The following is a 25,475-nucleotide window of genomic DNA, read 5'->3' as shown; positions in this document are numbered from 1 at the left end:
ATTAAAAATAAAAAAAGTAGCCTAATTTTTAAGCTACTTTTCTTCTAATTTCTCTTTCATTTTCTTTAAGACTTTTTTTTCTATTCTTGAAACTTGAACTTGACTTATTCCAAGTAATTTTGCAACTTGTACTTGTGTTTTATCTTTAAAATACCTAAGCATTATTATTTGTCTTGATTTAGTATCTAATGAATGAATTGCCTCTTTCAGTGCAAGTTTATCTATAAAGTTTGTATCTTCTTCACCTTTTTCACTTAATTTATCAATAAGAAGTACTGGTGATCCATCATCTTGATGTATTGTATCATAAAGATATTGCATACTTGTTGATGCTTCCATAGCTACTAAAATATCTTCTTTTGGTATTTTAGAATGCTTTACTATTTCATCTATAGTAGGCTCTCTATGGAGCTCTTTAACTAGTTCTTCTTTATAATAGTGAATTTTTCTACCTAATGTTTTCACACTTCTACTTACTTTAATAATCCCATCATCTCTTAGAAATCTTTTTATTTCACCTATTATCATAGGTACTGCATATGTTGAAAATTTCACTTTAAATGAATCATCAAAATTTTTTATAGCTTTAACAAGTCCAATAGATCCAATTTGATAAATATCCTCATACTCATATCCACGATTTAAAAACTTCTTACTAATTGAAGATACTAAAGGTAAATTCATTTCAATTAGTTTTTCTAATGCTTTCTCATCTCCTGCTTTAGCTAATGGTAATAATTTCGAATTATTATCATAATCATATTCCTCTCTACAATTCTCAATACTCATTTTTTATACCTGACCTATTACATCTATTTTTTTTCTTATAACCACCCTAGTCCCTTTATTTTTTTCGCTATATACTTCTAATGAATCCATAAAACTTTCCATAACTGTAAATCCCATTCCCGAGCGTTCTAAATCTGGTCTTGAAGTATATAAAGGCTCTTTAGCCTCTTCAATATTTTCTATCCCTACTCCAAAATCACTTATTATTATCTCTATTTCATTGTCTATAAGTGCTGCATCAATTCTAATTCTTCCCTCTTCCTTATTTTCATATCCATGTATTATTGCATTTGTTACTGCTTCTGAAACTGCCGTTTTTATATCAGTAATCTCTTCAATAGTTGGATCAAGCTGTGCTACAAAAGCTGAAACTGCAACTCTTGCAAAAGCTTCATTTTGTGATTTGCTTAAAAACTCTATACTTATTTTATTATCGTACAACCCTAAACCCCTCCAATTTAAATATACCTTAGTGCTTCTTCTATAGTTCCATAATTCTTCATTATTTTAAATAATCCTGATAATTCAAAAACTCTACTAATACTTTTATTAACTCCTACTATGTAAAGTTCTCCACCATTTTTCTTTATTTTTTTTTGTCTTCCCACAACAACCCCAATTCCTGAGCTATCCATAAATGTTACTGAATTAAAATTAAGAATTAATTTTTTAACTCTTTCTTTTTCAATTTTATCATCAATTTTAACTCTTGCTTCTTTTGCATTATGATGATCTAATTCTCCTATTAAAGAAGCTTCTAATATATTATCGTAACTATTAAATTTAATATACATATTTGTAAACTCTAAATCTTAGAGTCATTCACCTCCCTAACTTTCTTTTCTTCCATATTTTAACATATAAATTTATCTAAGGTCAAGTTATTTGTTGTTTTTTTACAATTTAAAGCAATCTATCTAGTTTTAATAAATTTCTAGATAAATTGCTTTTAAATTATTTTCTATATTCTTCAATTTTCTTATTTAAAAGATTATAAAAATCTTCTAAACTCTCATCTTTTTCTAACAATAAAATTTCAATTGCATCATCTAAATTCTCTATTCCATAAATAGAAAATTCATCTCTTTCTATAAATTTTTCTACTTCATCTTTTAGTATAAGTTCTTGAGCATTTATATATGGAATTATAACGCCAGCCTCTTTAATCATATTTAAATCCTTACAAACTCTAAAAAACCCTTCAATTTTTTCATTTACTCCACCAATAGGTTGTACCTCTCCAAATTGATTTAAAGAACCTGTTACAGCTATATTTTGTTTTACTCCTTTTTCTGTTATAGCAGATAATATACAAATCATCTCTGCTATGGATGCACTATCTCCTTCTATTATTCCATAGCTTTGCTCAAAGCTTACATGCATATTAATAGGCATTTTTTCTTTTCTATTTAACTTACTCCATAGAAGACTTTTTAAAATACTTATAGATTTTTCATGGATTCTTCCACTTAATTTTGCATCTTTATGAATATCAATTATATTTCCTTCACCTTTAAATATATTACAAGTAATTCTCATTGGTTTTCCAAATGTATGAGTTCCTGTATCTAAAACTGCAAGACCATTTATATTACCTATTACTCTGTCTTTAAGCTTTATAAGTATCTTATTTTCTTTATACATTTTCATATAATCTTCTTCTATTAAGTCTTCCTCATAAATAATACTGTTTATATCTCTCTCTTCTACAAGTTCTCTTTCCTCTTCTAAGGCTTCTTGTTCTGCAAGTATTAATATATCTTTTATTTCCTTTATATTTAAATTTATTTTTTCTCTTTTTTCTGCCTTTCTAACTAAATATTTTACTATAGCTTTTATGGCTTTTTTTCCAACCTTTATTTCACATTCATTTACAGCAATTTTCTTTATATACTCCTGTATAAACTCTTCCCTATTTTTCAAATTTATTTCTTCTTTGAATTCTACCTTTGCTGGAAATAATATTTTAAAATCTTCATCATTATTATAAAGAATATTAAAAGTTTCATAATCTCCAATAATTATAACTTTAACATTTATAAGTATTGGCTCAAGTTTTAATCCATTAATAGATAGAACCTCTAAATAATTTTTATTTGAATCAAATGATATTTTTCTTGATAAAAGTGCTTTCTTTAGATAATGATATGAATTATTTACTAAAATATCTTTCATTCTAAGGATTATACATCCTTCATTCGCCTCTAATAATGATCCTGCACTAATTAGAGAAAGATCTGTCGTGTAATTTCCATTTTGACTCTCATACTCTATTGTTCCTAAAAGCTTTGCTATACTTGGATCTTCTTCAAATATTACTTTTGGATGGTTATAATTTGAGTTATCTACTATTACTTCAATCTCATAAGTTTCTAAAACTTTATCTACATCCTTTTCATTTTCTTCTATATCCACAGTATAAATTTCAATTAAATCTTCTTCTATTTTTGTATATAATTTCTCTAAATAATTATATACATCATCATCTAAAATATATTCAAGTAAAATATCTTCTTTTAAATCTTTTAATGCAAAATCAAAATATTCAATTAAAACTCCTTTAAGCTTTTCTAATGCTTTTATTTCAATTTCTTTTAATGCATTTAGTATCTGTTCTGATTCTTCCTTTAGCTTTTCTGCTTTTTCATTAATCTCTTCTTTTATTTTTTCCTCTAATTTATCATAGGTCTCCTCATCCATTTCTTCTCCTTCAGATAATGGAATAAAAACAAATCCTTCTCCTGTAGCTTTCATTTCAAATCCTTCATCTGATGATAAAGAAATTAATCTATTTAAATACTTACTCCTATTTGTTTTTAAATCTTCTAAAAGTTCTTCTTTTTCTTCAGTATATTCTACACTATTAAAGTCTAAAATCGTATTTTTATAACTTTCTTTTAACGTTTTTATATCCTCTTTTAATCCATTTCCTCTTCCATTACTTAATATAATTGGGAATGGCTTTTCCCTTGCACCAATACTTGCATAACAAATATCACTTGGTGGTTCTAAATTTTCGTATTCTTTTTCTATTATCGATATTAAATTATCTACTTTTTCCTTTAAAAATGAATCAACAAGATAAAGATTATAATTTTCTTTTTTTATTTTTAAAATTCGCTTTATTTTATTATAAGGAGTTTTAAATTCTTCTACATTTATTAAATCAATATTCTTATCACTCTCATTCTCACTTGAATTTAAAGAAAATATTATTTCACTAGAATTTAATTTATTTTTCATATTTTTCATAGGCTTTCTTTTGCCTTTCCTCCTTAAAAATTTTCTATATTATATTAGTATTCTAATGATTTGTTTTAGGGATAATTTTATTTTAGAAAAAGAAAAAAACTAGATAAAAATTTATCTAGTTTAAAAAAGTTTCATTTGAACTTCTTTTTCTTCGTTAAACGAAGATATACTAAGCCCTATTAATCTTAACTCTTCTAAAATTTCTTTTTCTAAAAGCAATTCTAATGCTACATCATATATTTCATTTTCATCATTTATATATTTTGTAAGTGTTTTACTCTTTGTATGATTTTGAAATTCTCCTGTTTTATATTTTAGTGTAATAGTTCTTCCTTTTTTATTTTTCTCTTTTAATTTTTCACTTATATCTTCCGAAAAATTTTCAAGATATATTTTAAGTTCATCTATATTTTTTGTATTATTTTTTAAAGTTTTCTCTTTTCCTATCGATTTTCTATCCCGACTTACTTTAACTTCTCTATTATCATTTCCACGTATTCTATCATAAATTTCTAATCCTTGTTTTCCTAAATATTCAACATAAAATTCTTTTTCCATCTTATATAAATCTTCTACTTTAAATATTCCCATATTATTTAACTTCTCACAGGATTTTTTTCCAAGTCCATGAATTCTTTTTATTGGTAAATCAAATAATATTTTAGGAACCATATCTCTATTTATTTCTTTTATTCCATTTGGTTTATTCCAATCTGAAGCAAGTTTTGCTAAAAACTTATTATATGAAATTCCAATAGATAAAGTTAATCCTAGTTCCTTATACACTCTTTTCTTTATATAAAGTGCTGCTTCCATTCCATCTTTAAAAGAAGTATCTGTTATATCTAAATATGCCTCATCTATAGATAAAGGCTCTATTAAATTTGTTACTTCTTTAAAAACCTTAAAAATTTTTTCTGAAACTTCTTTATATCTATTATGCCTTACTGGTACAAATATTCCATTTGGACATTTTTGTCTTGCTATAAATGCTGGCATAGCTGATGAAATCCCATACTTTCTAGCTTCATAGGAGCAAGTTGATACAACACCTCTTTCACTAACACCACCAACAATTACTGGCTTTCCTCTTAATTCCTTATTATCTACTTGCTCAACTGATGCAAAAAAAGCATCCATATCTACATGTAAAATAATTCTTTCCATACTACTCCTTATTCTATATATAAACTTCCTCTTCTTCTTTTTTTCTAATTAAAACTCCTTGTTTTTTCTTACTTAAAAAAGTTATAATCGAAAAAGCTAGAAGTTCTTCTAAATATTCGTTATTACTTTTATTTCTACTCATATTATAATATTCAATTATAGTTATTCCTATCATTACTCTAAATGTTTTATCCATATAAAATGAATATGCACCTTCTTCCTCACAAAGATATTCAATTGCAATTTTCACTTTTTCTATATATTCACCTATATTACTAGTTTTATTTGCAATTCCTATAATCCCTAAAAATTCTTCACCTATCATCATATCTTCTTCTTTAAAAGAATTTATAAGTTCCTTTAATTTTACCTGTGCATTTATATTTTCATTTAGAAGCGCACTCGTTGCTAAAAGTTGAAGATGATTTCTTGAATACTCTTTAAGATTTAGTAGATAGTTAAACATATATTCAACAAATTCTCCTGTTTCTTTTATATCCTCATTTTCTTTTGCACATTTTATACCTAAAAGTGCACAAATTAAGTAATCATTTTCATCTGTTATATCTTTAAACTCTTTTCTTAATAAATCATATATAAGTTTTGTATTATTATATATTTTATGATAATTTTCTTTTTGCCCATGTTTACAAATAGCATATGATGCTAAAGCTAGACAATCTGATTCTTTAAACCCTATATCTTGCATATCATCGTTAATTTTTATTAAATTTTCAGAGAATACTTTATAGTTGCCTTCTTTACTAATAAGTATTGATAAAATATATAAAATATCTCCTCTAAAACTTGATAATTGGCTTGTCTCTTTTTTTATCTCTTTCCTTATTTTCTTTATTTTTTCTATATCTGGTTTTCTATTTATTCCACCAAAAACTAATGATGTAAAGTGATTTATATACTCTCCATCAAATCTTAATTCATCACGTATTTCTTTATAATTTTCAATAACATTGTTACAAATATCTATTATACCCATCTTCATTTTAATTATCTTCCTTTTCCCATAAAATTTATCCACTCTTTAATTATACTATAATTTCTATTTATATATATAATATTTTATTAAACTTTACTCTATTTATGTTTCATTATATAAAGAAAAATTTTGTATTTTACTGATACACCTTTTATGTTATAATAAGTTTGTTATGTTTTATTTAATAAACTAGCGGACTTATATCAATTATTTTATAAAGGAGAATTAATTATGGGATTTAAAGATAAATTTAATGATTATTTTAAGGATTCATATTTCAAAAAATACGGAGATAGAATAACTAGTACTGCTGGTACTATTATTTCTTTTAAAATAGAAGAGAAAAATTATATTATCTTCAAGAAAATTATTGTTGACATAATTGTTAAACCTGATTCAGGAAAAGGTGTTGCAAAGTGCAGATATAATAAAGGAAAATGGTTTAAAAAACCTGAATTTATTCCTATAAACAAAGGAAATAAAGTTATGATTATGGGATTAAACGGTGTTAAAGGTAAAGATGATGCTTCTGTAATTCAGATTCAAAACCTTTTAAACTTAACAACTAAGAGAGACTTGGTTCCCATAGATCATTCTGAAATTAAAAAAGCACGTCAACAAGCAACTAGAGTTCAAAGAAGATAATTCTAAGAGCCACATTTTCATGTGGCTCTTTTTTAAACTTCATAATCTATAACAATTCTCTTTTCAGTTACACTTCTTACAAATTCTCCTGCCTTTTTATGATATGGATTTATTTGATATTTTTCTAAATCTTCTAAGCTTTCAAACTCTGAATATAATACAATATCCTTTGCAAATCCCGTTTTATTTATATTAATTCCAACTTCAATAACTTTAATCTCTCTAATTAACTCTTTAAGACTTTCTAACTTTCTTTTCATTTCAAGACCATTTTCAACCTTATTTTCTTTTTTTAAATTCCAACTTACAATATGTTTTATCATTTTTCTACACCTCATTTACTTTTCTATAAAAAATGGTTGCGTCCATGCCTTTGCTCCATCTTCTCTATATACTTCTATTCTAACATATTCTTCATTTCCATTTACAGTATAGCTTGATTCTATTCCTTTATCTTCTTTTAAAACCTGTCCATTTTTTCCAATAAACTTAAAATATACATATGGAACTCTATCATCTCCTTTTTTTAAAGATATTGTATTCCCCATTACTTTTATATCTTTAATCTGTACACCAAAAGAAGCGTAAAAATTTCCATTTTTTAAACCATTTATAATATTTTCTTTATTTTTTTCTTTTGCTAAAACATAGTTACAAGCTCCACCTGCTCTTGAAAATATATGCATATCATCATTTGCAAATCCAAAAACCTTCTTTCCACTAGATAAAAGCTTATCCCATAAATCTGTCGCTAAAGCAATCCCTTTACAATCCATTCTTACATTATTATTAAAAATTTCAATACCAGTATAATTTTCTAAATTTATTACCTCTTCAAAAGCCCAGTAATCCAATACACCTAAATGAGGATGGCAAATTATATTAATTCCCCCGCTTTCTCTTACTCTTTTAAAAAGCTTATTATGATTACTATAATTTTCACCATCATCTTCATATTCTAAAATATTTATTCCTAAACTTTGCTTTTTACCTTTTTTAAATTCTACACCCTCTATTAATATTATATCTTCTCTATTTTTAAATTTTTCTAAATTAGTAATTAATAAATGATCTGTAATACTTAAAAAATCATACTCCATTTTATAACTTGTATACATTTTTATTACTTCTTCAAGTGGATAGTGTCCACATGGACTGTTATTTGTATGAGTATGAAGGTTACCTTTTAAAAAGGTTCCTTCATATCCATAAGGGTTACTTATTTTCATCTTTCTACACCTACTTTATCTCTTTAAACAATAGTTTTAATACTTTTTCACCAGCTTTTCTATTCTCCCCTTTGTATGGGAAGCAATGTATATGAATTGCTGGATTAAAATTAATTTCTATTATTCCATAGTTATTCTCATTCTTTTCTTCATGTATATCTTCTATCATCATATCTACACCAATTATTTTAGCATTAACTGCCTTTGCTGCACTTATAGCAATCTTTTTATAGCTATTATGAATATCATCTGTAAAATCAATGCTATCTCCACCTGTGCTTATATTTGAGTTCTCACGTAAATACACAACTTGCTCTCTTTTAGGAATATATGAAAAATCTAATCCTATATTTTTTAAAAACATTTCTTCTGCTTCTGAAATTCTTATCTTTTCTAATGGTGTTTTGTATCCTCTACCTCTTAATGGGTCTTTATTTTTTTTCTCTATTAATGTTCTAATATTGTGAATTCCATCTCCAATAACATTAGCTGGAACTCTATGAAGTATTCCAACAACTTCATCATTTATAATAAGGAATCTATATTCTTTTCCCTTTATAAACTCTTCAATTAAGATAGACTTATCTTCTTTAAATGCTATTTCTAAAGCTCTACTATATTCTTCTTTTGTCCAATCTTCTTTAAATATTGTTATTCCTATTCCAAAGTTAGTTGTTTTAGGTTTTATAACTATTTTCTTTCCCCTATACTTATTAAAATCTTCTATTGCTTCATCTATTGAACTATAATGTCCTCCCATAGGAACCTTTATATTATTCTCACCTAAAATTTCTTTAGATACAAGTTTATTTTCCATTATTAATGCTGTTATATAATTATCTTTACTAGTCTTTGTAGCTTGCTTCACATACTCCTTATGTCCTCTAAATTCTAGTTCTATAAAATTTTCTTCTCTATCTAAAATTTTAAAAGACACACCATGTTTTAAAGCTTCTATTATAAGAATTTGTGTTGATAATTCTAAATCTTCATATCCTAATAGCTTAAATGCACTTTTTGTACTTTCTTTTTTATTTTCTTTAGCAATTCCCATATAATATTTTAAATAGCTAGTTTCTTTTATTCCTTCTATTAATCTACTTGCAATAGTTAAATTGCTATCCTTGAATCTTAATTTTGATTTTTCAATTATTTTCGTAAATTCTTTCTCGTAAGAAGTATTTTTAAAGACTTTTTCTTTTATTTCTTCAATAGATTTTAATATCTCTATTCCTGCTTTTTCTACTGTTGTTTCTCTTCCATTTATAATCAATGTACTCTCTTTACTATTTTTTATAGCTCTATTATCATTTTCTATACACTCTTTATGAACCTCAACTGTATATTTCTCATCTTCCTTAAAAAGACAGAATAATACATATAAATGAATTAGATAAAGAGAGTTTTTAGATATTCCAAACTTTGTTGTAGGATCTAAATCTAATAATCTAATTTCAATATATCTAACACCATTCTTCTCTAAATTTTCAAGCATATCTCCTTCTTCTTTAGATTTAAATCTTATAGCACTATAGTATTCTTTTGCTTCTTGAATACATTTATCATTAATTAAATTTTTCACATCATGTATGTATTCCCCTAAACTATTATATGAAACATAAAAATCTTCTTCATTTCTATATCCACATCTACTATTTCTTAATGAGCCTACCCCTTTAAAATAGTAATCTTCCTTATTTAAAGCCTCTCCTTTTTCAGTACACTTTTTAACATAACTACTATGAAATACTGGACTTGCACCCGTTAAATAATTTAAAAACCATTTGTATTTTAAAAAGTTTCTTCCTATTTTAAAATATAATTTATTTTTAAACTCTCTTAAATCAATATCTATTTCTTCTAAATTATAAAGCTCTTCTATAAATTCATCTTTAAAAGAAAAATTGTAGTGTACTCCACTAACAAGCTGCCTCTTCTTCCCATACTTTTTAACTAAATTTTCTCTATAAATTTTTGCTTTCTTATCCTTTAAGTCAGCTACCTTTATTTTATCTTCTGATGGAAGTTTTGGTGGATTACTTTGTGGCCACAAGTATTCATCTTTTAATTCTAAGTTTACTATATTATTTAAATTCTCCATAAAACTATATGCTAAGTCTATTGATTCACAAACTGGAGTTACCATTTCCATCTGACTTTCTGCAAAATCTCTCTTTATAAATGGATTATCTTCTTCAAATATTTTTGGATGACCTTTTAGTGAAATTTCACCATTTTTATCTACTCTAATATTTTCTTTTTCTAACCCATAATTACAATTAATTAGTCCCTTTTTTAATCCACTATTAATTATTTTATCTAATATTTTATTCATTCTAATTTTCCTTCCTTAAATTACAGTTACATTTCTATTTATCACTTAATATTAATCTCTCACTTATTATATTACACATTATATCATAATATTTCTAAATAAAAATAATTCTCATTAGAAATTTAATTTAAGCTTAATTTTACTTTTTATAGAATAATAAAAACCCCTATAAAATTTTATTAATTCATAGGAGTTTACTTAATTATTTTTTAATAAATAAATATATACTATTAATTAAAGCAATACTTCCTGAAAAGCTTAAAACAATTGTCCAATGTTTAAATAATAATGGAACTGTGTGAAATACACCTTGAAGAAATGGTATATATAATACTGCCATTAACATACCTATTGAAATTGCTACTGCCAAAACTAAGTATGGATTTGAAAATATTTTCACTTCAAATATTGAGTGTCTCTCTGATCTACATTCAAATACATGAAAAAGTTGTGACATAACAAGGGTAGAAAGTGCTATAGTCCTACATGTTTCTAAATCCATTCTATAGTATCTTGATACCATAAAAGAAAGTAGTGTACATATTCCAATTAAACTTCCTCTAACTAATATTTTTTCTGTTAAACCTCTTGAAAAAATACCTTCCTTTTTCTCTCTAGGTAATTGTCTCATTATATCCTTATCTGCTGGATCAACTCCAAGTGCTATTGCTGGAAGTCCATCTGTTGCTAAATTTACGAATAAAATTTGTATTGGAGTCATTGGATTCGGTAACATAACTAATGATGCTAGAAACATAGTTAAAACCTCTCCTAAATTACATGATAAAAGATATCGTATAAATTTTCTTATATTATCATAAATATTTCTTCCTTCTTCTACTGCATCTACAATAGTACTAAAATTATCATCCATTAAAATCATTGATGAAGCTTCCTTTGTAACATCAGTTCCTGAAATCCCCATTGAAATTCCAATATCAGCTTCTTTTATAGCTGGTGCATCATTCACCCCATCTCCAGTCATAGCCACTATATTTCCAAGAGACTTAAATGCCCTAACTATTCTAAGCTTATGACTTGGTGATACTCTTGCAAAAACTCTTATAACTTTTATTTTTCTTCTAAGCTCTAAGTCTGTAAGACTCTCTATTTCATTTCCCTCAATGACTTGTTCTCCACTTTTACATATATTAAGAGACTTAGCAATTGAAAATGCTGTATTTCTATGATCTCCTGTAATCATGATTGGAGTTATTCCTGCAAGCTTACATTTCAGTACTGCTTCATGAGCCTCTTTTCTTGGTGGATCTATACTTCCAGAAAAACCTACAAAAATCAATTCTTCCTCTAACTTATCATCATGTCTTAGGTTATTTTCTCTATATGCCCCTGCTAAACATCTTAATGCTCTAGATGACATTAAATCTAAAGCCTTTTCAATACTTTGTTTTTTTTGAAAAGTTAACTCTTTAACTCTTCCATCTTCATAGATGTACTTACACCTTTTCAAAATCTTTTCTGGTGCACCCTTAGCATAGCAAATCTCTTTATCTCCATCCTTTATAATAACAGACATCATTTTTCTTATTGAATCAAATGGTAAATCAAAAATTCTCTTTTTATCTTTATTGAAATCTATTGCTTCTTTAGATTCTTTAAAAAAAGCTCTTATTAATGCTGTCTCTGTTGGATCACCATGCAGTGCTTTTTCTAAATTTTTAACTTTTCCATCAATAGTACAATCGTTACAATTAACAAATACCTCCTTTAATTTTTCTATACCTTTTATATTTTCTAAATTTTCTTTTTCAAGTGCTATTACTTTTCCATTTATAAATATTTCTTTTACTGTCATCTTATTTTGAGTTAATGTTCCTGTTTTATCTGAGCAAATAACAGATGTACATCCTAATGTTTCTACTGCTGGAAGCTTTCTAACTAATGCATTTTTTTTAAGCATTCTTGAAACTCCAAGTGCAAGTGCAACTGTAACAATAGCTGCAAGCCCTTCTGGAATAGCTGCTACTGCAAGAGATACTCCAAGCATAAACATATCTTTAAGTTCATTTCCACGAAATACTCCTAAAATAGTTACTAATGAGCATATTATTAAACAAATAACTACTAATATTTTTCCTAATGAATCTAATTTAATCTTTAATGGTGATTTTTCCTCTTCAATATTTTGAAGTAAATTAGCAATCTTCCCCATTTCAGTTTCCATGCCTATATTCAAAACTTTAAACAAGGACTTTCCTTTTAATATATTAGTCCCCATAAATCCTAAGTTTCTCCCTCTCCCCTCTTCCTTTGAAACTCCAACTGATTCTCCTGTTAAAAGAGATTCATCTACAACAATTCCAGAACACTCTAAAAACTCGCCATCTGCTGGAACTCTATCTCCTGCTTCTAAAATCACTACATCACCAATAGTTAATTCATTTGACTTAATAATTTTTATTCTTCCATCCCTATATGCTTTACATGTTGGTGCTGCTAAATTCTTCAATGCCTCTAAAGATTTTTCTGTTTTAAACTCTTGAAAAAATCCTAGAAGAGCATTTACAAAAATAATAATAAAAATTGTTATAGCATCTGCTACATCTCCCATAACTCCTGAAATAATTGTTGCTCCTATAAGTACCCATACCATAAAATCATTAAATTGAGCTAAAAATACTCTTATTAATGAAATTTTTCTTTTCTCTTCTAGTATATTAAATCCAAATTTTTTTTGTCTTTTCTCTGCTTCATTAGTTGATAAACCAATTATTTTACTTCTACTTTCTGACAAGTCTTCTCCTCCTCATAAATTCTCTCTTATCTATATATATTTAAAATAAGAAAAGTTATGAAGAATTTCTATAGAAGTTTTCTTTACAAAATTCTATTTAGGTTTTACAATTATAATAGAATTTTTATATTTAAGGAGGACAATATTATGAGAAACGTTATTTATGTAACTGGTCACAAAAATCCAGATTCTGACTCAATTTGTGCAGCTTACTCATACGCTGATTTAAAAAATAGAATTGGCGAAATCCCTGCAATTCCTGTTAGACTTGGAAATGTGAATCCAGAAACTCAATTTATATTAGATTATTTTGGTGTTAATGCACCTCAATTATTAACTACAGTGAAATTAAAGGTTGAAGATTTAAAAATTGATAATATAAGCCCAGTTTCACCTGAAATTTCATTAAAAATGGCTTGGAATATCATGAGAGATAAAAATATAAAATCTATGCCTGTTGCAGATTGCAATGAACATTTAGTAGGTGTTATATCTTTATCTAACTTAACTTCTTCATATATGGATATTTGGGATAATCAAATCCTAGCTAAAAGTGAAACTTCAATAGATAATATCTTAGATACACTTTCTGCAAAACCTGTCTACATAAATGAAGCTGTAAAAATCTTCAAAGGTAAAATCTGTGTTGCTGCTATGCAACCTGATTCTATGAAAGAGCATATAAGTGCTGAAGATATTGCTATAGTTGGAGATAGACCTGACATTCAAGAAAGTCTTATAAATACTGGAGTTTCTTTAATGATTATTACAGGTTCAAATACATTATCTGCAGATTTAACTGAAAAAGCTAAATCTAAAGGAGTTACCGTAATTTCAACTCCTCATGATTCATTTACTGCATCAAGACTTATAATACAAAGTATTCCTGTAGGTTTTGTAATGGCTAAGGAAAATTTAGTTTCATTTACTACAGATGATTTAGTAGAAGAAGTTAAAGAAACTATGCTTGAAACAAGATATAGTAGCTATCCTGTAACTGATCCAGATGGAAGAGTTGTAGGAACTATTTCAAGATACCACTTAATTTCTAACTTTAAGAAAAAAGTTATTCAAGTTGACCATAATGAAAGAGGACAATCAGTTGATGGTCTTGATGAAGCAGAAGTTCTTGAAATAATAGATCACCACAGAGTTGCTGATGTATTAACTAATAATCCTATTTACTTCAGAAATGAGCCAATTGGAAGTACATCATCAATTGTTGCTAAATGTTTCTTTGAAAATGGCATTAGACCATCGAGAGAAGTTGCAGGACTTTTATGTGGAGCTATCATTTCAGATACACTTTTATTTAAAAGCCCAACATGCACACCTCAAGATAAGCAATTATGCTTAAAATTAGCTGATATAGCTGGTGTTCAAGTTGAAGAGTTTGGTAAGGCTTTACTTAAAGCTGGAACTTCACTTAAAGGAAAAACTGTAGCACAAATTTTCAACCAAGATTATAAACCATTTACTATGGGAGATCTTAAAGTTGGAATCGCACAAGTTAACACAATGGATATTGATGGATTTATGCCTTTAAAAGATGAAATGTTAACTTATATGAATAAAAAAGTTGGTATAGATGGTCTTGATGTTACAATGTTATTATTAACAGATGTTTTAAATGAAGGATCACAAATACTTGTTGCTGGGGAAAGATCTGATCTAGTTGAAAAAGCATTTAATACTAAACTTGAATCTTCAACTACTTTCTTACCTGGAGTTCTTTCAAGAAAGAAACAAGTAGTTCCACCATTAACAAATACTGCCATTAGCTAAAAATTAAAAAGGTGCTAAATTTTAGCACCTTTTTCTTATTTTCTTTCTAATTTTTTTTAAAACTACTTTTAAATTTTTTAATGCTCTACTATCTATTTAATAAATCCTTGATTCTGATACATTCAAAACTTCTCCTATGCCTTTCAATATCAATTCATCATAATAGTAAAATTTCAATATTATTCTATATACTTCTTTTAATTCATTTACTGATTCGTTTAAAATTTTTTTATTTCAAAATCTATATATATTTTTTCTGGAGTATCTATACTCTTGTCTTCTACAATACTTATAATATTTCTATATCCATCTATTTTAAATCCTAAATACTCCATAATCTCCTTAATTTTAGGTTCTCTTAATAATTTATTTCTTAATTCTTCTACTCCCATATTATATTTTCTAAGTTTATTCATTGCACTTTTAAATAGCGCTATTTTTTCATAGTTCATCTATAATTGTACCTCTAATTCAAATAGAATCATATGATGAAAATTTTGCCCCTTTACTTTTGTCATACTTCCTAATTGTATCAATTAAACCCAGTATTCCATATCCAATTAAATCTTCCTTCTCTATATCCACATCTTTTTCTATTTCAATTTTCCTGATATATACTTTACTAATGGAATATATTCTTCAATTTTATTTTTATCTATAAGCCCCACTTCATTTTTATATCCTTATCTTTGCTTATATACTAATTTAATATTTTATTTAAGAATTTTCCTCAAATTAAACCATTCTAACAATTCTTTAACTTCAATTAATATTAATTTATCTTCTTTATACCCTATAAATTCTTTTATATACGATTCTCTAACTTCTATAGTCTTTAATTCTTTACTCGTAAAAGGTATTATTTCCTCTACCTTACTAACTAAAATCCCAATTTCTTCATCTTTTATATCTAATATAATTATATTTTCTTTACACTCTACATAATCTATTTCTAATAGCACATTTATATCTACTAATGTTTTAATACTTCCCTTTATATTTATTAATCCTTTAATATATTTAGGTGCATTAGGTATTTTTGTTACACTTATAACTTTATTTATACTCTTAACATTTTTAGCATCTATTCCAAACCATTTCTCTCCAGCTTTAAATACAACTACCTGCATTTTTATTACCCTAGAACTTTTTTTACAGCTTCTAACACTCTATCTGCTTGAAATGGTTTAATAATAAAATCTTTTGCCCCTGCTTTTATTGCATCCATTACTCTTGATTGTTGTCCTAATGCGGAACACATTATTACTTTTGCTTCTGGAGAAATTTCTTTTATTTTTTTCAAAGCCTCTATTCCATCCATTTCTGGCATTGTTATATCCATGGTTACTATATCTGGTAATTTCTCTGTATACATATCTATAGCTGCTTGTCCACTCGCTGCTTCTCCAACTACTTCAAAACCATTTTTTTCTAAAATATTTCTTATCATCATTCTCATAAATGCTGCATCATCAACAATCAACACTTTTGCCATTCTTTTCCCCCTAATTAATAATTATTTTTTTAAAAATTTTTTCTAAGGATTCTAGCATTGGAATATAATAAAAATCTACTCCAACTTCACCTTTCTCATCTCTTTTAAATATAGTTTTTATAAGTAAGATATATTCTTTTTCTTGTCTTATCTCTAAAATTGCAGACTTTAATAATATATTCAATTTATTATAAAATACTCCTGGGACTGATGAATTTATTTTTATTCCTACAGTTTCTGCTATAGAATTCATATATCCAGTAGATATAACATTTCCAAGTTCACTTAAAACTGATATTCCAACTTCTGTTAACTCCTCTCCCATTTCTCCTGTTAGTTTTTCTATAGTACTCTCAGCTAGTCTTTTTTCAAAAACAATTAATATATTTCCTAATATTTCGCCTGTAACTTTAACTATTATTCCATATACATCTCTTCCTTTATTTAAACTGCATATATCTGAAAGTTTTATTGTATTAATTAATGGTACATTTATATCTATCCTGCAGCCTAAAAAAACAGATAAAGATGTCGCTGCATTTCCAGCCCCTATATTAGATAATTCTCTTAATGTGTCTACCTCTAATAAATTAAAAAACATATTTTCTTGCTTCATAAGTTCCCCCCACTTACTAATATAAAGCACCTACATCTAGAATTAAAGTTACTAAACCATCCCCTAAAATTGTTGCTCCACTATACTGATTTAACCTTTTTAATGTTTTTCCTAAAGGTTTAATAACAATTTCTTGCTCACCTATTAATGAACTTACGACTATTCCAAATCTTTTATCTCTAGTATTCACTATAATTATAAATTTTTCATTCTCTGATTCTATATTTAACTTTTCACTCAGTTTAATTATTGGAACTTCTTTCTCTTTATAAATAATTTTCTTTTCTCTATCACTACTTATCACTTTTTTTTTATTATAAGGTATAATTCTTTCAATAACTCCAAGTGAAATTGCAAATCTTTCATTTTCTACTTTTATTAATAATGCTTGTATTATTTGTAATGTTAGTGGTAATACTATAGTAAATTCAGAGCCTATTCCCTCTTTACTCCTTAATTCAATACTCCCCCCAAGGGATGTAACCTTTGTCTTAACTATATCCATTCCAATTCCTCTTCCTGAAATTTCTGTCACCCTATCATTAGTACTAAAACCTTGAATGAATATTATATTATTTATCTCCTCTATACTCATACCTTTAATTGAAATCCCCATATTTTCAGCTTTTTTCTTTATCTTATCTAAATTTATCCCAGCTCCATCATCTGTAACCTTTATTATTACTTTAGTTCCTTCTTGCCATGCTTGAAGTTTTATTATTCCTATTGGATTCTTTTTAATTTTTAATCTTTCACTCTTCTCTTCAATACCATGATCAATTGCATTTCTTAAAAGATGAATAAGCAGCTCCCCAATTTCATCTATAACTGTTCTGTCAAGCTCTATATGACTTCCTTCAATCATAAAGTTAATATTTTTCCCAAGCTCTATTGATACGTCTCTTATCATCCTTGGAAATCGCTTAAATACAACTTCTAATGGCAACATTCTTATATCCATTACTAATTCTTGTAAATCAGATGTTGCTTTTCCTATTTGCTCTACTACCTCACTTAATTCATTTATCCTATGTTTTCTTGATATGGATTCAAGTCTTGTTCTATATATCGTTAATTCTGATACCATATTCATAAAATTATCTACTTTATCTAAATCTACCTTTACCGATTGATTACTTTTTTTAATTATGTTTTTTTCATATAAATTAAATTTAATAATATCCACATTAGCTATATCTACATTTTTTTCTATACTTTCTCTAATTTCTTCTATACTTTTACTTGTTAAAATAATTGCTTCTAACATAAAATCAAATTCATCTTTTTCAATTTGTTCAATTGATGGGTTAATCTTTATAAACTCACATTTCCCCTCTAAATCTTGATAAATTAAAAATGCTCTTACTGATTTTAATACTGTATTTTTATTTAAAATTATCTTAACTTCTAATGAGTTATATCCTTTTTCTAATCCCTCTTTTATTTTATTTAAATCATTCTCTTCTAATATTAAGTTGTTTCTATTAATCACCTTTATATTTTCACATAGATACTTAGACTTTTTTATTTTCTCAAGTTTTTTCATAATTTCACTTATATCTATATTTAGATTTGACTTATCTCTAATATTTTCAAGCATTTTTTCTAAGGTATCTAAACATTCAAAAAGACTTGTTATTGCAGTTTGATTAACCTTCGTTTTTCCCTCTCTAAAATCAGATACTAAATCTTCCATCTTATGTGTAAGTTCTGCAATATCAATAAATCCCATAGTTGCAGACATACCTTTTATAGTGTGAACCCATCTAAATATCTTATTCATTATATCACTATCTTTTGGATTCTTTTCTAACTCTAATACAGCTTCATTCAATCGTTGTAAATTCTCTATAGCTTCTTCTAAAAACATCATCATATATTGAGATGCTTCCAATTGTATCTCCCCCTCATTAAACAACTTTCACTTCCTATATCTAAAATAATTTTTATTATATTTTTCTATAATTTATATTAAATTTCTAATTTATTTCTTTTATTATATCATATTTATACCTTTTCAGTTGTTTTTTATTCATCTTTTATTCATTGATAATTAATATTATTGCCAATGAAGTATTTCAATTTTACTTTTCTTTTTAAAATTTATCAAATAAGGCTTTCCTACTAAATCTAATAAAGGTTTATCACTCAATGAATCTGAAAACATATATGAGTTTTTAAAATCTACTTCTATATTATTTTCTTTTAAATATGCTTTCAATCTTCTAACTTTCTCTTCCCCTTTACAATTCCTTCCTTCCATCACTCGCTTAAATTTCCCTCTATCAAATTCAAATCTAGTACCTATAATATGATCTACTTCCTTTATCTTATAAAATTCATTCAAATAAAATTCTGGAGATGCAGAAATTAAATATATTTCATACCCTTCACTTTTTAATTTTTTTATCATATCTATAGCATCCTTATATAATATTTTTTCTAATACATCTTTATAAAAACCTTTTACTAAAACAATTAAATCTTTTTCCTCTATTCCATCAATAAACTTTAAAAAACTTTCCTTTACCCTTCTTTCATCAAATATTTTAAGACCATAAAGTATTCCTGAACCTAATGCTCTAGGTAAAAACTTCAAATTCTTTTTATCTTTTTTTATCATATATCTAAAAAATTGCATTAATGTCTCCTTACTAGTTATTGTAAAATCAACATCAAATATTCCTAATTTTATCATCTTTAAAATCCATCCTTTTTATTTTTAATCTCTTAAATATTATATATGTAATATTCTCTTTATTAAATAAAAATGCATTAAAAGTTTCACCCTCTAATGCATTTTTATTTTTATTATTTTATATTATTTAAAAATTCTTCTATTCTATTTAAACCTTCTCTTATATTTTTCATAGAGATAGCATAAGATAATCTTATAAAATTATCTAATCCAAATCCTATCCCTGGAATTACTGCCGTTTCTTTTTCATCTAATAGTACTTCTGAAAAAATTAAAGAATCTTTTATTTCTCTATTTTTATACTTCTTCCCATAATACTTACTCACATCTACCATTACATAAAATGCACCTTCTGGTTTTATAAAACTAATATTTTTTATTTTTTCTAATTTTTCAATCATAAAACTTCTTCTTTTAGCAAATTCTTCTCTCATATGATATAGTTCCTCTTTAGGACCTTCTAAGGCTTCTAATGCTGCATATTGCGCTATAGAATTAGTGTTTGATGTCATGTGACTTTGAATAGACACCATAAGTTTAATACACTCGTCACTTCCAGCTGCATATCCAACTCTCCATCCTGTCATTGCACTTGATTTTGATACTCCATTAATAACTATCGTATTCTCATATGCATATTGTGTAAGTGCTGCAATACTGGTATGTTCATTATTATCATATATAAGTTTCTCATATATTTCATCTGATATAATTATCAACTCTTTTTCTTCAGCAAATTTTGCAATTTCTAATAATTCTTCTCTACTATAAATTGTACCTGTTGGATTATTCGGACTATTTATAATTATTGCCTTTGTTTTTTCATTTACATTTTCTTTTAAAATATCTATCGTAATTTTAAAATCATTTTCTTCTCCACTATTCACAAATCTTGGTATACCATCTGCCATCTTTATAAGTTCTGGATAACTAACCCAATAAGGAACTGAAACTATCACCTCGTCCATTGGATTTAATATTGCTAAAAATACATTAGCAAGACATTGCTTTGCGCCTGTACTTACAATAATTTGTGAGGCTTTATATTCTAAATCATTTTCCTCTTTAAGCTTTTTGCATATAGCTTCTCTAAGCTCTTCAATTCCTGAAGTTTGAGTATACTTTGTCTTACCTTCATTCATTGCATTTATTGCTTTATCTATTATATTTTGTGGTGTATTAAAATCTGGTTCACCAGCACCAAAACTTATTATATTTTTCCCTTCACCTTTAAGTTTTTTTGCTTTAGCTGTAATATTTAAAGTTATTGATGGTGCTATATCCATTGCTTTCTTTGAAAATTTCATAGTTTTTCCCCCTTACCTACTTCCAATTTAATAGTTTATTTAATAGCATTTCATTAATGCCTTGACTTCCTATTATTATATCATTCTCTATGATATTATGAAAATCACTTCCACCAGTTATCATAAGCTTATATTTCTTACATATATTGTATAAAAAATTTATCTGTTCTTTACTATGACTTGGATGATAAACCTCTACCCCTTCAAGTCCATAGCACTTTAGTTCTTTAATAATTTTTTCAATATCCATAGATCTATATATTTTCCCCGGATGGGCAATAATCGGAATACCTCCACTAGATTTTATTAATTTAATAGCTTCCTTATAAGTTAGCTTTCTTCCCTGTTCATAAGCTTGCTTTCCTTTTACTAAATATTTATTAAATGCTGCCTTAAAATTTTCTTCATATCCCATAGTTACTATTTCATTTGCAATATGTGCTCTTCCTATAGTTGGATTTTCCAACAGAAGTTTTTCAACATCTAACTTAATATTTATTTTTTCTAATTTTTTACATATTTTCTTTGCTCGTTTTATTCGTTCCTCTTTTATCTCATTTATTTTGCTAATAAGATTTTCGTTAGTATAATCAATAAAATACCCAAGCATATGAATTTCTAAGTCATCAATCTCTGTGCTAAGTTCAATTCCTGATATGATTTCTATATCCTTTTTACCTTCTTTAATTATATATTGAGAATCTATGGAATCATGGTCTGTTATTGATATATATTTAACACCTTTATCTATTGCTATTTTTATAATTTCTTCCGGTGTAAGCTTGCCATCTGAATAGGAAGAATGAATATGTAAATCTGCATACTTCATAAGTTACCACCTTCCTTTTCTCTATATAGAATATACCATTATTACTCTTTGTTGTAAATTATCTCTCTTACATTTTTTCACAAAAAGAGAGTAGCCAAAGCTACTCTCTTATATGTTTTAAGCTTCTGCTAAACTCTCGTTATAGTATTTAGCAACTCTATCAAACTCTTCTTCTTCGGGAACTACTAATTCCTCATCTTCTGCTCTAAACATGAATACAGAATCATCATCTGGATTTTGAGCTAAAACATACTCATTTCCTTCAAATTCAAATGCATCTATAATTGGACATGAAATTTCTTTCCCTTCATCATCTACTAGATCAACTACAAAGCTTTCATGTTCATGTTCATGTTCGTGCTCACCACATCCACACCCTTCTCCTGATTTACATCCACATCCTTCACTTTCACCATCGTGACATCCACATTTATTTAAATCTTTATCCATATTTCATTCCTCCTAAAATTTCTTTATGTTATCATTCTACCCTTATTTAATTAAAATTAAAAGCTATTTATTCAAATTTTCCGCTTTTCTACAAGTTTTTTTATTATATTTATAGCTATTAACTAAATATAGGTTTTAATTCCTTTATATGTAGTTTTATTTTTTATATAAAAAGAGGCTTAAGTAAACTTAAGCCTCTATATTTAAAAGATTATTTTCCAGCTAATCTTTTGTAATTTTCTAATCTTTCCATTGCATCTCTTTGAGTTTTTTCAAATAATGCTTCTGCAGCTTCTGGGAATGCCTTAGCAAGTGAAGCGTATCTAACTTCTCCCATTAAGAATTCTCTAAAGTCTCCATTTGGCTCTTTTGAATCAAGAGTAAATGGATTTTTTCCTTCTTCTTTTAAAGTAGGATTGAATCTATATAATTGCCAGTATCCGCAATCAACAGCTCTCTTAGCTTCAACTAAACTATTACCCATACCAACTTTAATTCCTTGGCTAATACATGGTGCATAACCTATGATTAATGATGGTCCTGGATATGCTTCAGCTTCAGCAATTGCTTTAAGAACTTGGTTCTTATCAGCTCCCATTGAAACTTGTGCAACATATACATATCCGTATGACATTGCCATCATACCAAGATCTTTCTTCTTAGTTCTCTTACCTGATGCAGCAAATTTAGCTATTGCAGCAGTTGGAGTAGCTTTTGAAGATTGACCTCCTGTATTTGAGTACATTTCTGTATCAAATACAAATACATTTACGTCGTCTCCTGAAGCAAGTACATGGTCAACTCCACCGTATCCGATGTCATAAGCCCATCCATCTCCTCCGAATATCCATTGTGATGGTTTAATTAAGAAATCTTTTTCTGCTAAAATTTCTTTAGCGATTTCTTCATTTGAACCTTCTAAAGCAGCTATAACTCTATCAGCTCTTTCTCTAGTTCCTTCACCAACTTCTACTTCAGCTACCCAAGCTTCTAAAGCTTCTTTAGCTTCTCCAGTTAAAGTTTCGATTCCTTTGTTAGCTTTTTGAACTAATCTTTCTCTTATAGCTTTTGCTCCTAAGAACATTCCTAATCCAAACTCAGCATTATCTTCAAATAATGAGTTTGCCCAAGCAGGTCCGAATCCTTTATGGTTAGTTGTATATGGTGTTGCTGGTGCTGATCCACCCCAGATTGATGAACATCCTGTTGCATTAGCAATCATCATTCTATCACCAAATAATTGAGTTATAAGTTTAGCATAAGGAGTTTCTCCACATCCAGCACAAGCTCCTGAGAACTCAAGTAATGGTTGCTCGAATTGACTTCCTTTTAATGTTGTTTTCTTCATTGGATTAGCTTTTGGTGAAACTTTTTCTACTACGTAATCCCAGTTTTCTATTTCAGCATCTTGAGTATGAGCTGGTTTCATAACTAAAGCTTTTCCTGGTGCTGGACAAGCTACAGCACAACTGCTACATCCTGTACAGTCAAGAGCAGAAACTTGAATTCTATATCCTAACTCTTCATCTGCTTTAATTCCTTTAGCTGGAATTATAGTCATTCCTTCTGGTGCATTAGCTTTTTCTGATTCATTAAATAGCACTGGTCTAATTGCAGCATGTGGACATACAACAGCACATTGATTACATTGAATACACTTATCAGCATCCCACTCAGGTAAGTTAACCGCAACTCCTCTTTTTTCATAGGCAGCAGTTCCTGCTTCAAAAGTACCATCAACTACATCCATTAAATCTGAAACTTTTAAATCAAATCCTTCTTGTCTGTTCATTGGTTCAACTATTTTCTTAACGAATTCTGTTGCATTTTTAGCACTTCTAACTTCTTCAACTTCTGCATTTTTCCATGATTCTGGAATATTTATTTCTTGAATCATTCCAATTCCTTTATCAATTGCAGCATTATTCATATCAACTACTTTTTGACCTTTTTTACCATATGAAGTAACAACAGCTTCTTTTAAATATTTAACTGCATCTTCAACTGGAATAATATTTGCAAGCTTAAAGAAAGCTGATTGCATTATCATGTTGATTCTTCCGCCTAAACCAATTTCTTGAGCTATACCAATAGCATTTAAAGTATAAAACTTAATGTTATTTTCAGCAATATATCTTTTATATGATCCTGGTAAATGCTCTTCTAATTGCTCTGGTGTCCATATAGTATTTAATAAGAATGTTCCATTTTTCTTTAATCCATCTAAAACATTATAAATTCCTACATAAGCTTGATTGTGACAAGCAATAAAATCTGCTTTATCTATTAAATAAGGTGATTTTATTGGTTTTTTACCAAATCTTAAGTGTGATACTGTTATACCACCTGATTTTTTTGAATCGTATGCAAAATATCCTTGAGCATACATATCAGTATGATCACCGATGATTTTTATAGCACTTTTGTTAGCACTTACTGTTCCGTCTGATCCAAGTCCCCAGAATTTACAAGCTGTAGTTCCTTCTGGTGTTGCATCAACTTCTTTCATTGCTTCTAATGAAGTATTAGTTACATCATCAACAATACCGATTGTGAATCCATTTTTAGGATTTTCACTTTCTAAGTTTTTGTATACTGCAGCAAGATCTTCTGGATTAGGGTCTTTTGATCCTAAACCAAATCTTCCTCCAACAATTATTGGAGCATTTTCTTCTCCATAGAATGCACTTCTAACATCTAAGTATAATGGCTCTCCAATTGATCCTGGTTCTTTAGTTTTATCTAAAACAGCAATTTTCTTAACAGTTGCTGGAACTGCTGCTCTTAATCTATTTGCATCAAATGGTCTAAATAATCTTACTTTAACTACACCAACTTTTTCGCCTCTAGCCATTAAGTAATCAATAGTTTCTTCACATAAATCTGTTGCAGATCCCATTGCAATTACTATTCTATCAGCATCCTTTGCTCCATAATAATCAAAACAATGATACTCTCTTCCAGTTAATTTAGTTATTTCTGACATATATCCTTCTACAACATCTGGAATAGACTCATAATATTTATTAACTGCTTCTCTAGTTTGGAAGTAGATATCTGGATTTTGAGCTGTTCCTCTAGTTACAGGATGATTTGGATTTAAAGCATTTTTTCTGAATTCATTTA

At 27.5% G+C, this 25,475-nt stretch carries 24 protein-coding genes; 2 read left to right on the top strand and 22 right to left on the bottom strand.

Annotated features, from left to right (window positions below; genetic code table 11):
* Positions 1-33: 33 nt before the first annotated feature.
* The 6 genes from sigF to ACRDDY_RS12625 all read right to left on the bottom strand — a co-directional run bounded on the left by sigF (position 34) and on the right by ACRDDY_RS12625 (position 6,211).
* A complete protein-coding gene (gene sigF, locus ACRDDY_RS12650; RefSeq protein ID WP_438565306.1) occupies positions 34-789 on the bottom strand; it encodes an RNA polymerase sporulation sigma factor SigF in 756 nt (251 codons plus the stop codon).
* A gap of 3 nt (positions 790-792) precedes the next feature.
* Positions 793-1,230 (bottom strand): anti-sigma F factor, encoded by a 438-nt coding sequence (spoIIAB, locus tag ACRDDY_RS12645; protein WP_438565305.1) that lies wholly within the window; start codon positions 1,228-1,230, stop codon positions 793-795.
* 17 nt (positions 1,231-1,247) lie between these two features.
* Positions 1,248-1,583 carry an anti-sigma F factor antagonist gene (gene spoIIAA / locus ACRDDY_RS12640; protein ID WP_438565304.1) on the bottom strand — a complete coding sequence of 112 codons (336 nt, stop codon included), beginning with the start codon at positions 1,581-1,583 and terminating at the stop codon, positions 1,248-1,250.
* A 160-nt stretch (positions 1,584-1,743) separates the two neighbouring features.
* A complete protein-coding gene (locus ACRDDY_RS12635) occupies positions 1,744-4,041 on the bottom strand; it encodes an AAA family ATPase (protein ID WP_438565303.1) in 2,298 nt (765 codons plus the stop codon).
* Between the two features lie 120 nt (positions 4,042-4,161).
* Positions 4,162-5,208 (bottom strand): DNA polymerase IV, encoded by a 1,047-nt coding sequence (locus tag ACRDDY_RS12630; protein WP_438565302.1) that lies wholly within the window; start codon positions 5,206-5,208, stop codon positions 4,162-4,164.
* Between the two features lie 13 nt (positions 5,209-5,221).
* Positions 5,222-6,211, bottom strand: a complete 990-nt coding sequence (locus ACRDDY_RS12625; RefSeq protein ID WP_438565301.1) for a DUF4003 family protein — start codon at positions 6,209-6,211, stop codon at positions 5,222-5,224.
* A gap of 225 nt (positions 6,212-6,436) precedes the next feature.
* On the opposite strand from ACRDDY_RS12625, the gene ACRDDY_RS12620 reads away from it, so the two are divergent.
* Complete coding sequence (locus ACRDDY_RS12620) at positions 6,437-6,850, top strand: hypothetical protein (protein WP_438565300.1); 414 nt, start codon at positions 6,437-6,439, stop codon at positions 6,848-6,850.
* Positions 6,851-6,882: 32 nt separating this feature from the next.
* On the opposite strand, the gene ACRDDY_RS12615 is transcribed toward ACRDDY_RS12620, so the two are convergent.
* From ACRDDY_RS12615 to ACRDDY_RS12600, 4 genes are all read right to left on the bottom strand, one after another.
* Positions 6,883-7,173 (bottom strand): Dabb family protein, encoded by a 291-nt coding sequence (locus ACRDDY_RS12615; protein WP_438565299.1) that lies wholly within the window; start codon positions 7,171-7,173, stop codon positions 6,883-6,885.
* A 15-nt stretch (positions 7,174-7,188) separates the two neighbouring features.
* A complete protein-coding gene (locus ACRDDY_RS12610) occupies positions 7,189-8,079 on the bottom strand; it encodes a hypothetical protein (protein ID WP_438565298.1) in 891 nt (296 codons plus the stop codon).
* A gap of 10 nt (positions 8,080-8,089) precedes the next feature.
* A complete protein-coding gene (gene gshAB / locus ACRDDY_RS12605; protein ID WP_438565297.1) occupies positions 8,090-10,414 on the bottom strand; it encodes a bifunctional glutamate--cysteine ligase GshA/glutathione synthetase GshB in 2,325 nt (774 codons plus the stop codon).
* A gap of 202 nt (positions 10,415-10,616) precedes the next feature.
* Positions 10,617-13,169, bottom strand: a complete 2,553-nt coding sequence (locus tag ACRDDY_RS12600) for a calcium-translocating P-type ATPase, PMCA-type (protein ID WP_438565296.1) — start codon at positions 13,167-13,169, stop codon at positions 10,617-10,619.
* Between the two features lie 147 nt (positions 13,170-13,316).
* Between ACRDDY_RS12600 and ACRDDY_RS12595 the strand changes: the two genes are divergently transcribed.
* Positions 13,317-14,954: a putative manganese-dependent inorganic diphosphatase gene (locus tag ACRDDY_RS12595; protein ID WP_438565295.1), complete on the top strand. Its 1,638-nt coding sequence runs from the start codon at positions 13,317-13,319 to the stop codon at positions 14,952-14,954.
* A 96-nt stretch (positions 14,955-15,050) separates the two neighbouring features.
* Here the strand turns inward: ACRDDY_RS12595 and ACRDDY_RS12590 are convergent, their stop codons facing one another.
* The 12 genes from ACRDDY_RS12590 to nifJ form a co-directional block, all read right to left on the bottom strand.
* Positions 15,051-15,131 (bottom strand): hypothetical protein, encoded by an 81-nt coding sequence (locus ACRDDY_RS12590; protein ID WP_438565327.1) that lies wholly within the window; start codon positions 15,129-15,131, stop codon positions 15,051-15,053.
* Positions 15,132-15,172: 41 nt separating this feature from the next.
* Positions 15,173-15,406 (bottom strand): hypothetical protein, encoded by a 234-nt coding sequence (locus ACRDDY_RS12585; protein ID WP_438565294.1) that lies wholly within the window; start codon positions 15,404-15,406, stop codon positions 15,173-15,175.
* Positions 15,407-15,425: 19 nt separating this feature from the next.
* Positions 15,426-15,539 (bottom strand): sigma factor, encoded by a 114-nt coding sequence (locus ACRDDY_RS12580; RefSeq protein ID WP_438565293.1) that lies wholly within the window; start codon positions 15,537-15,539, stop codon positions 15,426-15,428.
* A 128-nt stretch (positions 15,540-15,667) separates the two neighbouring features.
* The gene (locus ACRDDY_RS12575; RefSeq protein ID WP_438565292.1) at positions 15,668-16,084 is read right to left on the bottom strand and encodes a chemotaxis protein CheW; all 417 of its coding nucleotides are present in this window, start codon (positions 16,082-16,084) and stop codon (positions 15,668-15,670) included.
* A gap of 5 nt (positions 16,085-16,089) precedes the next feature.
* Complete coding sequence (locus tag ACRDDY_RS12570) at positions 16,090-16,449, bottom strand: response regulator (protein ID WP_438565291.1); 360 nt, start codon at positions 16,447-16,449, stop codon at positions 16,090-16,092.
* A gap of 10 nt (positions 16,450-16,459) precedes the next feature.
* Positions 16,460-17,065: a chemotaxis protein CheC gene (locus ACRDDY_RS12565; RefSeq protein ID WP_438565290.1), complete on the bottom strand. Its 606-nt coding sequence runs from the start codon at positions 17,063-17,065 to the stop codon at positions 16,460-16,462.
* Positions 17,066-17,081: 16 nt separating this feature from the next.
* Entirely contained in the window at positions 17,082-18,959 is a 1,878-nt protein-coding gene (locus tag ACRDDY_RS12560) for a chemotaxis protein CheA (protein ID WP_438565289.1), read from the bottom strand.
* 165 nt (positions 18,960-19,124) lie between these two features.
* Positions 19,125-19,763, bottom strand: coding sequence for an HAD-IB family hydrolase (locus tag ACRDDY_RS12555; RefSeq protein ID WP_438565288.1), 639 nt, complete (start codon positions 19,761-19,763; stop codon positions 19,125-19,127).
* Between the two features lie 113 nt (positions 19,764-19,876).
* Entirely contained in the window at positions 19,877-21,070 is a 1,194-nt protein-coding gene (locus tag ACRDDY_RS12550) for a pyridoxal phosphate-dependent aminotransferase (protein ID WP_438565287.1), read from the bottom strand.
* Between the two features lie 16 nt (positions 21,071-21,086).
* Positions 21,087-21,899 (bottom strand): PHP domain-containing protein, encoded by an 813-nt coding sequence (locus ACRDDY_RS12545; protein ID WP_438565286.1) that lies wholly within the window; start codon positions 21,897-21,899, stop codon positions 21,087-21,089.
* Between the two features lie 117 nt (positions 21,900-22,016).
* Positions 22,017-22,349, bottom strand: coding sequence for a DUF1292 domain-containing protein (locus tag ACRDDY_RS12540; RefSeq protein ID WP_438565285.1), 333 nt, complete (start codon positions 22,347-22,349; stop codon positions 22,017-22,019).
* Positions 22,350-22,560: 211 nt separating this feature from the next.
* Positions 22,561-25,475 (bottom strand): pyruvate:ferredoxin (flavodoxin) oxidoreductase (gene nifJ, locus ACRDDY_RS12535; RefSeq protein WP_438565284.1); only part of this gene is annotated, 2,915 nt, incomplete at its 5' end.

Origin of the sequence: Clostridium sp. (genome assembly GCF_051656525.1) — a bacterium.
Lineage (GTDB): Bacteria > Bacillota > Clostridia > Clostridiales > Clostridiaceae > Clostridium.
The sequence above is the reverse complement of the archived record's forward strand: the minus strand, read 5'-3'. Positions and strand labels throughout refer to the sequence as shown.